This window comes from Paraburkholderia fungorum (genome assembly GCF_046027605.1).
Taxonomy (GTDB): Bacteria; Pseudomonadota; Gammaproteobacteria; order Burkholderiales; family Burkholderiaceae; genus Paraburkholderia; species Paraburkholderia fungorum_F.
This window is the reverse complement of record NZ_JAQQEF010000037.1, coordinates 1-12381: the sequence shown is the minus strand read 5'-3', so window position 1 is coordinate 12381 and position 12381 is coordinate 1. Positions and strand designations below refer to the sequence as shown.

10 protein-coding genes are annotated in these 12381 nt (G+C 60.4%); 6 read left to right on the top strand and 4 right to left on the bottom strand.

Annotated elements, in window-relative coordinates; genetic code table 11:
• The first annotated feature begins 149 nt into the window (after positions 1-149).
• The 3 genes from PQR53_RS35335 to PQR53_RS35325 all read left to right on the top strand — a co-directional run bounded on the left by PQR53_RS35335 (position 150) and on the right by PQR53_RS35325 (position 3469).
• Positions 150-782: a CGNR zinc finger domain-containing protein gene (locus tag PQR53_RS35335; protein ID WP_408464686.1), complete on the top strand. Its 633-nt coding sequence runs from the start codon at positions 150-152 to the stop codon at positions 780-782.
• 199 nt (positions 783-981) lie between these two features.
• The gene (locus PQR53_RS35330; protein WP_408464684.1) at positions 982-1956 is read left to right on the top strand and encodes a response regulator; all 975 of its coding nucleotides are present in this window, start codon (positions 982-984) and stop codon (positions 1954-1956) included.
• A gap of 73 nt (positions 1957-2029) precedes the next feature.
• Entirely contained in the window at positions 2030-3469 is a 1440-nt protein-coding gene (locus PQR53_RS35325) for a sensor histidine kinase (protein ID WP_408464682.1), read from the top strand.
• A gap of 157 nt (positions 3470-3626) precedes the next feature.
• On the opposite strand, the gene PQR53_RS35320 is transcribed toward PQR53_RS35325, so the two are convergent.
• Positions 3627-4124 (bottom strand): acyl-CoA thioesterase, encoded by a 498-nt coding sequence (locus PQR53_RS35320; protein ID WP_408464680.1) that lies wholly within the window; start codon positions 4122-4124, stop codon positions 3627-3629.
• A gap of 644 nt (positions 4125-4768) precedes the next feature.
• On the opposite strand from PQR53_RS35320, the gene katG reads away from it, so the two are divergent.
• Complete coding sequence (katG, locus tag PQR53_RS35315) at positions 4769-7030, top strand: catalase/peroxidase HPI (RefSeq protein ID WP_408464678.1); 2262 nt, start codon at positions 4769-4771, stop codon at positions 7028-7030.
• 78 nt (positions 7031-7108) lie between these two features.
• Here katG and PQR53_RS35310 read toward each other — a convergent pair whose 3' ends face one another.
• The 3 genes from PQR53_RS35310 to PQR53_RS35300 form a co-directional block, all read right to left on the bottom strand.
• Entirely contained in the window at positions 7109-8122 is a 1014-nt protein-coding gene (locus tag PQR53_RS35310; protein WP_408464676.1) for an aldo/keto reductase, read from the bottom strand.
• Between the two features lie 129 nt (positions 8123-8251).
• On the bottom strand, positions 8252-9160 hold the full coding sequence (locus PQR53_RS35305) for a LysR family transcriptional regulator (protein WP_408464674.1): 909 nt from the start codon (positions 9158-9160) through the stop codon (positions 8252-8254).
• A gap of 73 nt (positions 9161-9233) precedes the next feature.
• Positions 9234-10010: an SDR family NAD(P)-dependent oxidoreductase gene (locus PQR53_RS35300; RefSeq protein WP_408464672.1), complete on the bottom strand. Its 777-nt coding sequence runs from the start codon at positions 10008-10010 to the stop codon at positions 9234-9236.
• A 227-nt stretch (positions 10011-10237) separates the two neighbouring features.
• Between PQR53_RS35300 and PQR53_RS35295 the strand changes: the two genes are divergently transcribed.
• Positions 10238-10819: a TetR/AcrR family transcriptional regulator gene (locus PQR53_RS35295; protein ID WP_408464670.1), complete on the top strand. Its 582-nt coding sequence runs from the start codon at positions 10238-10240 to the stop codon at positions 10817-10819.
• Between the two features lie 81 nt (positions 10820-10900).
• Complete coding sequence (gene otsA / locus PQR53_RS35290; RefSeq protein ID WP_408464668.1) at positions 10901-12295, top strand: alpha,alpha-trehalose-phosphate synthase (UDP-forming); 1395 nt, start codon at positions 10901-10903, stop codon at positions 12293-12295.
• Positions 12296-12381: the final 86 nt, after the last annotated feature.

Genomic DNA, 12381 nt, shown 5'->3' with positions numbered 1-12381 from the left:
CTGCTCGTGATGCACGCATGGCGTGTTCCGCTGCGTGTCGAGTAACCGCTTAACAGCGTATTTACAGGTTACAAACGAGTCATGTAACTTGTCAAGCGCATTTTTAAAGGTTACATTGAGGTACCATCACTTCACATTCGTCATGAGAAATGGACTACCGTCAGATCCCCGCGATGATGCTGGCCGACGCGCCAGGTCTCGATTTCCTCAACTCGCTCGCGACACCGGTGGATGAACCGGTGGACTGGATCAGCGACGGGGAAGGTTTGCTGGCGTGGCTGGATCAGGCGGGGTTCGTGCCTCGAGCGGCGCTCGAAGGCATACGGAACCGGTCGACCACTGCCGAACTTGACGACGTTGCGGCCCGCGCGCGTGAATTGCGCGAGTGGTTCAGGGAATTTGTCCACAAGAGAAAAGGGCGGCCGCTCGTTGCCAAAGATCTGCGTGAGCTCGAACCGTTGAATCAACTGCTCGAACAAGACCAGCAGCATGGCGAAATCGTGACGCACGCTGAGGGCGGCGTGACGCGCTTTGAGGTTCGCGCGCAGCGGCGCTGGCAGTCGCCGGAGTCGCTATTGATGCCCATCGCCGAGGCATTCGCGAGGCTGGTATGTGACGAAGACTTCACGTATGTGAAAGCGTGCGAAGGCCCCGCCTGTACCTTGATGTTCGCGGATCACACGCGTGGTCACGCACGCCGGTGGTGCAGCATGGCGATCTGCGGAAACCGCGCGAAGGTCGCGGCGCACCGCGCGCGGCTCAAGGAGCAGTTGAACGGTTAGGCGAGCCTCGGCGCGAGAGCACGGCCTGATTAAAGGAAATTATTCCATTTGCATAGCGTGACGCACGCGTAGCGCGAGATTGCACGTTCATGCGAAGACCCCGGTACTATATGGGGCAGCGGGAATTGGCCCGGGAGCCAGCGTGAGAGAACCGGCGTGTCAGCCGGTACAAGGCGCGCCGCACATTCCACGTAAAAACATGAACAACTTTATTCGACCCCCAGTCTTCTATCCGGCCTCCGTCGTTTTCGTTGATGACAACGACAGCTACCTCGACGCGTTGCGCCGGTTCTTTCCGGATATTTCCACCAATCTGTTTTTCACGCGGCCTCAAACCGCGCTCGCTTTCATCCGCAAACATGCCCGCGAGAATTCGCTGGAGTTCGCGCCGGCGTCGGCCGGTCTGAGCGAGACGGGCCTCGAGCGCTTTGTCGAAAGCTCGGCGGAGCGAGACATCCTGGCGCGCGATTCCCGATTTTCCGAGGTGGCCGCGGTTGTCGTCGATTACGACATGCCAGGACTGAGCGGTGTCGAATTCCTTTCGTCCATTTCCAATTTGCGATGCGCGAAGGTATTGTTGACCGGCGTCGCGGATGAGACCGTCGCGGTCAAGGCTTTCAATGCCGGCATCGTCGATCTGTATCTGCGCAAGACGGATGCGGATTCAGCCGGCAGACTCGTCCATTTTCTGAAAGACGCCAGAAAGCGGCATTGCTCAGAGGCGGGCTGGCTTGGCCTGGGCGAAAACGGCATCACCTACTGCGACCCGAGAACGAGGAAGGTTCTCGACGAGGTGGTGGCCGCTGAGGGCATTGTCGAGTACTACTGGCGTCCGGAGCAGAATGCGATTCTGATGTTCGACCGTGAAGGCAACCCGAGCGTTTTCCTTGCGTGGGTTGAGAGCGACTGGATCGCCCAGGCGGAGATCGTGGCGGATGAGAGCGGGCCGGTGGATCTGTTGAGGCGCATGGCCGTACGCGAGTCGATGCCCGTTTTCTGGCCGCACCTGGCGTTTCGTCCGGACGCGGAGTTCACGGCGCTGACACCCCGAACCATCCCGGACTGGGACGACGCTTTCTATTGCTGGACCCGAATAGATTCGAAACACGTGGGCTTGAACGCGCTGACGTTTGCGCGATGGCGGAGCGAGCGGAACCAGCACGCCCGCGGATGACGCGTTGGGCCCTTTGCGCAGTCCGCTATGAAAATGCCGGGATAGACCACCGCTTCCAGACACATCGAGCCACATGTACGCCATTCCGACTGCCTTTGTGTCCGCGCTGTTCGTGGTGTTTGGCCTTTACGTACTGATCACACAAGGCGTGACGCGTCTGTCAGCGCCATTCCTTTTGATGTGCGCGACGACATTCGCGTGGCAGGGCACGTGGACCTTGCTGTTCCAGACTGAAAACCCCCACCTTGCGAGCGTGCTGGTCCGGGTCGGTTATCTCTTCATTCTCTTTCTGCCCACTACGTTCTATCACTTCGTCACCGAGGTGGCGGCGAGACGCCGTGAACGGCCGATATTGCTCGCGTCTTACGGCGTGTGTCTTGTGCTGGCCGTGCTGCTGCCCGGCAACGAAGTGATCGCCGGCTACCGGCACTATTTTTTTGGCTACTATCCGAGCGCCGGCACGCTGCATCCCTTGCACGTCGTGCAGACCGTGTTGCTCGCCGGCCGCAGCGGACAGCTTCTGCTCGCCGCCCGCAAACAGGCTGGCGGCGAAGCGCGCAGGCGCCTCGAGCTCTGCTTTGCGAGCCTTTGCCTGTATTCGTTTGCAGCGGTCGACTATGCGGTCAACTACGGCTATGCGATCTATCCGCCGGGCGTGTTGTTCATTGCCCTCAGCCTGGGGCTTCTCGCGATCACGATCGTCCGCTATCACCTGATTCACCCCTATGCAATCGCGGCGACCATCGCGCACGAGATCGCGACACCGCTCGCGACGATCGCCATGCACGCCGACGAAATCGCCAGCGTCTGGTCCCACGTGTTCAACGGTTACCGGCTGGCCGTCACGCATGGGCTTTACGACGATCATGAGGTGCATGCCGGGCAGTCCGAGCGCATCAGCCAGCTCGCCACGTCGATCAGACGGGAGGTGTCGGGCACGAGCGCAATGGTCGAGATGGCGCTCGCTTCGTTCACCCTCGATCGACTGGACCGCACCCGCTTCAGTCCTCAGTCCATCCAGCAGTGCGTGACGTCGGCGCTGGAACGCTATCCGTTCCGCGGCGATGAACGGGCGCGCGTGAGCGTGGCGCCGATCGACGCGGCCCTGTGCTTTTCGGGCTCGGACACGCTGGCGGTTTTTGTCCTGTTCAATCTGTTGAAAAACGCGTTGCACGCCATTCATGTGAGCGGCGAGGGCGAAATTGCAATCAGCGCGGTGCTGGAGCAGGGGTTTTGCGTCCTGCGATTTCGCGACACAGGGCCGGGCATCACGCCCGACGTCCTGCCGCATATCTTCGATGCCTTCTTCTCGACCAAACGGCACGGAAGCGGCGCGGGAATGGGGCTGGCATTTTGCCGCCGCGCCGCGGAGCTTCTGGGCGGCAGTATCGAATGCAGTTCGACGCGCGGCGCCCACACCACCTTCACCGTGCGCCTGCCGGTACCGGGGTCGCCCGCGGACCGCGCACTGAAAAAAAAGCCGGCGCGTTCCTTGCGCCGGCGTCAGGGGTGAAACTCAAGGTTGGAAGTTAGTGTTGAAACTCAGCGGTAAAACCCAGCGGTAAACCTGGTATTGAAACCCAGTGGTGAAACTCAACGAGAAAACAGCGGGAAAAACCCAGCGATAAAACTGAACGGCGAAACTGAACGGCGAAAATCAGTCGTCACGCTCAGGCGCTTAGCGCCGTCAACGGCAGCTCATACTCCTTGACCCGTTCGACGATCCCTTCCGGGAACCGCCTGATCTTGCGGTCCCGTCCGGCGTACAGGATCTGTTGATAACCCTTCGAGACCTCGCGCCCATCCACGCAGAAGCGAAACAGCAGGTAGGCCGAGCACTGCTTGACCTGCACTGTGTTCAGATAGCAATCCACATGCTGGAAGGGGAAGGTTTCGTGGACATATTCCTGGTGCGCGCGTTTGGTTACGAACATGCCGTCGGATCCCAGCAGGTCGTTGTGTATGCATTCATGAAACCACCGCTCGCGACATACACCTTGCCACTCGAAGTAGCGCGAGAAATACGTATTCATGAACGCGTTCGAGTCCTTGAGATAAATGTCGAACGTATGGTGGAAGGTCTTTAGCGGCTCCGGGGTCAGCGAGTCTTCGGAAAGAAGGGCGGATCCACGGGTCAGGGCGGTAGGGATTGGGTCACGCATCAACATACGATTTTCCTTTTGCAGGAACGGTTGCTCGCGGCAACCACGCATGCCCTCCTGTATGGCAGGCACAGCCCATTCTGTTGGGATGTGGGCTGCATGGCTATTGGCTGACAAACACGCCATGCACAAATCCTGAATGACTCCACGCTTGCATGAGCGCGCCGTGTTCAGATGGGCGGCATGTTGCTGCAGTGCAAGAACGAATGAAAACCTCGCTGCTCGATGCATATCGCATGCGTGGCCGCTTACGCTACCGCGAGGGTATGTCCCTGATGCGCGTTTGAAAGGCCGCCGTGGGGTGCCTGTGTGGTGTCTGTGGCGCGCCGAACGCTGCGCCAGAAGCGCTTGCCACGTCATAGTCACGGTCTATCAATAGCATTGCCAGAATCCCATACTATTGACAGCGACTCTCACGTATATTTTGAAGTGCAGCAGCCTGCCGACGCGAGCCGTCCTCGTCCAATGCGCGCCACGCGATCCATCACGGACGCCGACCATGCACGTCGGGTGATCAACAGTGGTACACCAGAAACGCCCATTATGTGATTTCCCGGCAGTCCCGCCGGCGTAAGTCGGCGATGCACCATACAAAGAATTCAGGAGCCGTAGCACAACAGGTAGTGGGTACGTCCTCAAGGAGATGACGCATGTCAGACGAAGCAAAATGCCCGTTTAACCATGCCGCAGGCGGCGGCACGACGAATCGTGACTGGTGGCCGAAACAACTGCGGCTCGATCTGCTCAGCCAGCATTCCAACAAGTCCAATCCATTGGACAACGATTTCAACTACGCCGAGGCATTCAAGAGCCTCGATCTCGCAGCGGTAAAGAAAGACCTCGCCGCCCTCATGACCAACTCGCAGGATTGGTGGCCGGCGGACTTCGGCCACTACGGTCCGCTCTTCATCCGCATGGCCTGGCACAGTGCCGGCACGTATCGCATCGGCGACGGCCGCGGTGGTGCGGGGCGCGGTCAGCAGCGTTTCGCGCCGCTCAACAGCTGGCCGGACAACGTCAGTCTCGACAAGGCGCGCCGGCTGCTCTGGCCGATCAAGCAGAAGTACGGCCAGAAACTTTCCTGGGCCGATTTGCTGATCCTCACTGGCAACGTCGCGCTCGAAACCATGGGCTTCAAGACCTTCGGCTTCGCCGGCGGCCGTGAAGACACGTGGGAACCGGACCAGGACGTCTACTGGGGCAATGAAAAGACCTGGCTGGGCGGCGACGTCCGCTATGGCAAGGGAGCCGCAGGCGATAACGAAGACGGCGGCGTGATCGTTGCCGACGTAGAAAAACATGGTGAAGAGGTGAGCCGCGACGACCACGGACGGATTCTGGAGAATCCGCTGGGCGCCGTGCAGATGGGGCTGATCTATGTGAACCCGGAAGGTCCCGACGGCAATCCCGATCCGCATGCCGCGGCACACGACATCCGCGAAACCTTCGCGCGCATGGCCATGAACGACGAAGAAACCGTCGCGCTGATCGCCGGTGGCCACACCTTCGGCAAGACGCACGGTGCCGGTCCTGCCGACAACGTCGGTCCCGAACCCGAGTCCGCCGATCTCGAGAACGTGGGGCTGGGCTGGAAGAACAGCTTCGGCACCGGCAAGGGCGCCGACACGATCACCAGCGGTCTGGAAGTGACTTGGACCGCCACGCCGACGAAGTGGGGCAACGGCTTCTTCGAAAACCTGTTCAAGTACGAATGGGAGTTGACCAAGAGCCCAGCCGGTGCCAACCAGTGGGTCGCCAAGGATGCCGGCGAAACGATCCCGCACGCTTACGACCCGTCGAAAAAGCTGCGGCCCACGATGCTCACCACCGACCTCGCGCTGCGCCTCGACCCCGAGTACGAGAAAATTTCGCGGCGCTTTCTGGCGAATCCCGACCAGCTCGCCGATGCCTTCGCCCGTGCGTGGTTCAAGCTCACGCATCGTGACATGGGACCGCGCGCCCGCTATCTGGGCCCGGAAGTGCCCGCCGAAGAACTGCTCTGGCAAGACCCGATTCCGGCGGTTGACCATCCGCTAGCCGCTGAGCAGGACATCGCCTCGCTCAAGCAGAAGATTCTGGCATCAGGGCTGTCGGTCTCGCAGCTGGTATCGACCGCCTGGGCATCGGCCTCCACCTTCCGCGGTTCGGACAAGCGCGGCGGCGCCAACGGCGCACGCGTTCGCCTCGCGCCGCAGAAAGACTGGGCGGTCAATCAGCCTGAGCAGCTGGCGAAGGTGCTGAAGGTTCTCGAAGGCATTCAGGGCGAGTTCAATGGTGCGCAGTCCGGCGGCAAGAAGGTGTCGCTGGCCGACCTGATCGTGCTGGCCGGCAGCGCCGGCATCGAGCAGGCGGCGAAAAACGCCGGCCATCAGGTGAGCGTGCCTTTCACGCCCGGCCGCATGGACGCCTCGCAGGAACAGACCGACGTGCAATCCGTCGGGGCCCTGGAACCGATCGCCGATGGCTTCCGGAACTACGTCAAAGGCAAATACGGCGTGCCGCCCGAGGCTTTGTTGATCGACAGGGCGCAATTACTGACCCTGAGCGCCCCTGAGATGACCGCGCTTATCGGCGGTTTGCGCGTGCTGAACGTAGGGACCGGGCAAAATCCGCAAGCTGCCTTCACCCACAAGCCGGAAACGCTGACCAACGACTTCTTCCGCAACCTGCTCGACATGGGCACGGAATGGAAGCCGGCTTCGGCGGCTCGCGAGGTGTTCGAAGGGCGTGAGCGCAAGAGCGGCGAGTTGAAGTGGACCGGTAGCCGTGTCGATCTGGTCTTCGGTTCGCATGCTCAGTTGCGCGCCCTGGGCGAAGTCTATGCAAGCGAGGACGGGCAGGAAAAATTTGTCCATGACTTCGTGGCGGCCTGGGTCAAGGTGATGAACCTCGACCGCTTCGAGCTCGCCTGAACGGGCAGGTGACCCGCCAGGGCAGTCACCCTGGCGGGATTTCACCTCGCTGTGTGAGAAGTAAGCTTCGCCGCAAGGTCAGACGATGACGCGGCGGCCTTCGATCGGATAGTTCGGGTCCGTATAGCCCGGCGTCGACGCGTGGCCCGGCGAAACGAGGCTGTCGACGAACTTTTCGTCGTCGGGTCCAAGCTGCAGCTTCAGCGCTTCGACGTAGCTGTCCCAGTGGGCTTCCGTGCGCGGACCCGCAATGGCGGAGTTCACGAGTGTGTTCTTCAGCACCCACGCAATGGCGAAGGCAACCGAAGTCGTACCGCGATCGGCGGCGTGAGCCGCGACTTTGCGCGCGATGGCCAGCGATTCCGGACGCCACTCGGTCTGCTGGATACGCTTGTCGCCGCGTCCCGCGCGGGAGTCGGCTGGCGGCGCACCGTCGAGTGCATATTTACCCGTCAACACGCCACGCGCGAGTGGGCTGTAAGGCACGACGCCGATCCCGTAGTGCCCGGCCGCCGGCAACAGTTCGACCTCGGCCGTGCGATCCACCATGTTGTACAACGGCTCGATCGCCGCGGGGCGATCAATCCCAAGCTGATCGGCGAGGCGCACGATCTCCGCGATGCGCCAGGCGCGGAAGTTGGATAGGCCAAAATAACGAACCTTGCCCTGGCGGATCAAGTCGCCGATGGCACGCACACCTTCCTCGAGCGGCGCATCGACCAGCGAGCGATGGAAATAGAGGACGTCGATGTAGTCGGTGCCCAAACGCTTCAGGCTGGCGTCGACCGACTGGAAAATCCACTTGCGCGATTGCCCTTGTTCGTTCGGACCCGCTGTAGACGTGGCCGGATAGCCGAACTTCGTCGCGACGACCCAACTGTCACGCCGCTGCGCAATCGCGCGGCCGACGATTTCCTCGGAGCGTCCAGCGTGATAAACGTCAGCGGTATCAAGGAAGTTCACGCCCTGATCGAACGCCTTGTCGAGAATTCTTCTGGATGTGGTCTCGTCAGTTTCGCCGCCGAACATCATTGCACCCAAACACAGCGGTGAAACCTTGAGGGCGCTACGGCCGAGATATCGGTAATCCATCATCATCTCCATGCAGGCGGTACCTGCGATTGCTAACGGGTATCGATAGATGATAGGCACAGAGGATCTAGCGATAAAGCCCCTGAAACAGCAAACCCTTATGAACTGCAATCATGAATGGTGCTTGCTTCACCGTTTCCTGTCTTCAGGGCGATAGCGGATTGCATCGATAACCACGGTCATCGCCCGTGAAAATTCCCGGCGGCTCGCGTAGTAGGCGTGCAAACCGGGGAAGGTGGGGCACCAGTCCTCCAGTACCCAGATCAGGCGCCCCGTGGTGACATGCGTTAGCACCAGATCCGCCGGCACATACGCCAGACCATGTCCAGCAAGGGCCGCGTCCAGCATCTGATAGGTCCCATTGAAGGCGAATTGGCCTTCCACCCGCACCTGAACCTGGCGATTGCCCTTCTTGAGCTCCCACGGATAAAAGCCGCCAAGCGTCGGCAAACGAAGATTGATGCAGTTATGCGCGGTCAGGTCTTGAGGCTTCTTCGGCAAAGCCCGTTTCTCCAGATACGCAGGCGAGCCGACGATTGCCATGCGCATATCGGGCGCGATGCGGACCGCGATCATGTCTTTGGCAACCTGATCGCCGGTGCGAACGCCGATATCGAAGCGGTCGGCCACGATATCGGACAAACCGTAGTCCGTCATGATTTCAAGCTTGATGTCCGGATACTTGTGCAGGACTTTCGACAATCTGGGCCATAGGACGGTCCTCGTCGCGTAGTCGGTCGCGGTGATGCGGATGGTGCCGGCGGGTTGGTCACGAAACTCGGTCAGGCACGCCAGTTCCGATTCGATCTCCTCGAAGCGGGGCGCGACTGTCTGGAGCAGACGCTCGCCCGCCTCGGTCGGCGAGACGCTGCGCGTTGTCCGGGTCAGCAGGCGCAGCCCGAGCCGTGATTCGAGAGCACGAATCGTATGGCTCAAAGCGGATTGCGAAACGCCCAGTTGCGCCGCGGCACGCGTAAAACTGCGTTCGCGTGCGACGGCGATAAAGGCCAGCAGGTCGTTGTAGTTCTCGCGACGCATTCATGAACCGCTTCATAGGTGTTCGCTGATTTTATCGCGTGTTGCGCCTCGCCAATCAGCAAATCGAACCTCTTCACCCCTTGCGGAACACAGGCGCTCCCCACGGCGCGCCGATCGTGCCGCCGTCGACGACAATTTCCGCCGCGGTGATTCCCGACGCGTCGTCGGACGCGAGGAAAAGTGCAGCCCTCGCCACTTCCTCAGGGGTAGCAAGACGTGCCATCGGAATGCCCGGCGCAAGTGCCTCTTCGGTCCCGTCGAGCGTGGCCCCGGCCCGGGCGCCGCGCGTCCAGATCGGCGTACGTGTGCCGCCTGGAATCACAGTGTTGACGCGAATGCCACGCTGCACGAGTTCGGATGCAAACACCTTGGCCATGCCGGTGACGCCTGCTTTAGTAGCGGAATAAGCGGCCGACCCAGGCGAACCCAGTTCGCGCATCACGGAGCCGTTCAATACAATCGAGCCGCCGGCGCTCATCAGCGGAAGCGCCGCTTGAACCGTGAGAAAGACACCGGTGAGATTGGTGCGAAGAATCGCCTCGAATGCAGCCGCGGTCGTGCCGCCGAGCGGCGTCGGACCCGAGATGCCGGCATTGGCGAACACGATGTCGAGCGACCCGAAGGTTTCCTTGATCTGCTTGAACATCGACTCGATAGTGGTTTCATTGTCGAGATCGGCTTGAATGCCAAGCGCGTTTTCCCCGAGTTCAGAGACTGCCTGATCCAGTTTTGCGCGATCACGGCCCGTGATCGCAACGCGGGCGCCTTCAGCAATCAAAAGCTTCGCTGCAGTAAAGCCGATGCCGCTGTTGCCGCCAGTGACGAGCGCTGTTTTTCCTGTAAAACGCATTTCCTTCTCCTGTGTATTACGCCGAGATCGCAACCAAAGCCGCGCCTGCTGGTGGCGCAAAAATCTCGCAAAAAGCCCTGTTAAAAAGCCCTGTTAAGCAGCGCAGCTCAGCCGCTGCATTCAAACGGACATGAGCATCGTCAACATCGAATTCTATATGTTGATCATCATGCAGAAATTCAGTATTATGCTCGTCATGCAGATTGTCAAGGGTAGCGAGGCAAAATATGGGTTACTCGCAGGCACAAAAGGCTGAGAGCAGGCAGCGTGTTCTTGAGAACGCGTCACGGCAGATTCGCGAACACGGCATCGAGGCACTCGGCGTCGCTGAGTGCATGCGTAGCGCGGGGCTCACGCATGGCGCGTTCTACGGACATTTTTCATCACGCGACGCGTTGATTCTGGAAGCGCTCGAGCACGCGGTTAGTCAGAGCGAGAAACGCATAGCGTCTCTCGCAAACGGTGCGGTAAAGCGCGGAGAAACGCCTCTGCAGGCTATCGCCGAAGTTTTCCTCAATGAGCGTCACGTGAAGAATCCCGGCAATGGATGTGCGCTGTGCGCACTCGCCGGAGAAGCGCGGCATGCGAATCCGGACGTCATGGCGCGGCTTACCGACTACGTGCGCAAGCTGGCGCTACAAATAGCGCAAGCCGCATCCAGCGAGAGCAAAGAGGCTGCCCTGGGTATCGTCGCGACCATCGTGGGAGCCATTACGCTGGCGCGCGCCGTGGACGACGACAAACTGGCGAAATCGATTCTGTCCGCGTCGCTCGCGCTGGTCATGACGCAGGAGGGCAGTGCACGCTAACCTTGCCGTGCCCTAACCGCAGCGACAGAGTAAACTGAGTCGATCAGAACGTGATTGTGGACGCAACAACACAAGGAACTCATGAGTCGACTAGTCGTCGTTTCGAATCGTACTGCAGACCCGCGAAAGCCCGCGGCCGGAGGACTCGCCGTAGCGCTGCGGGAGAGCTTGCAGCAAACAGGTGGGCTGTGGTTCGGCTGGAGCGGCAAGATCCACGAACAGGCGGATGGCGCACAAGCCGGCCATGGCGAAGTTCATGTCCAGACGGCCGGCAACGTCACACTTGCGACACTCGATCTGAGCCGCGAGGATCACGACACGTATTACCTGGGTTACTCCAACGATGTCTTGTGGCCGGTATTTCACTACCGGCTCGACCTCGCTAACTTCGACACGCGATTCGCAGCGGGCTATCGCAGGGTCAACCAGCTATTCGCGCGCAAGTTGCTACCGCTATTGAAGCCGGACGATCTCATCTGGGTTCACGACTACCAGCTGATCCCGCTCGCGGCCGAGTTGCGCGCCATGGGATGCACCAACCGCATTGGTTTCTTCCTGCACATTCCGATGCCGCCGCCGCTGATCATGGCAGCGATTCCCGAGCACGAGTGGCTGATGCGTTCGCTCTTCGCATACGATCTGGTGGGCTTCCAGAGCGAAGCCGACCTGACGCATTTTTCTCACTACGTTGAATCGGAGGCACAGGCGGAGCGGTTGAGTCCGGATCGCCTTCGGGCGTTCAATCGAACGCTGCGGGTCGGCGCGTATCCCATCGGCATCGACGTCGACGACTTCATTCGTCTTGCCGACTCGAAGGAGGGCCGCGACATGTTTGTCCGGATGCGCGACGAATATTCGCGGCGGCGTTTGCTGCTGGGCGTCGACCGGTTGGACTATTCGAAGGGACTGCCGCAACGCGTTCATGCTTTCCGCGAACTGCTGACTTACTACCCGGAGAACCGCGATAGCGCGACGCTGATCCAGATTGCCTCGCCGAGTCGAGAAGACGTGGGTGCCTACGACGATCTGCGGCGTCAGATGGATAGTTTGTGCGGCGCGATCAACGGCGACTTCGGTGAACTGGACTGGATGCCGGTGCGCTACATTCATCGGAACGTGGCTCGCAAGCGCTTGCCGGGCCTGTATCGCGCGAGTCGCGTGGCGCTTGTCACACCTTTGCGCGACGGGATGAATCTGGTGGCGAAGGAGTTCATCGCCGCACAGGACGCAGCCGATCCGGGCATGCTGGTGCTCTCGCGTTTTGCCGGCGCCGCCGAGCAGTTGAAGGAAGCGCTGCTGGTCAATCCCTACGACACGCAAGGCACCGCGCAGGCCATTCAGCGGGCGCTGACGATGTCGCTCGATGAGCGGATCAACCGGCATGAAGCGCTGCTTAGCCGGATCCGCAAGTTCGATGTGCACTGGTGGAGTTCGACGTTTCTGCAAGCGCTCGAGGATTGCGGGACGAAGGAATAGGCGGTGGATGGGGAACAGATTTATGCAATGCGACGGTTGCAGGACAACGGGCCGTTTCTTTGATCCATGATTTAACATAATATAAA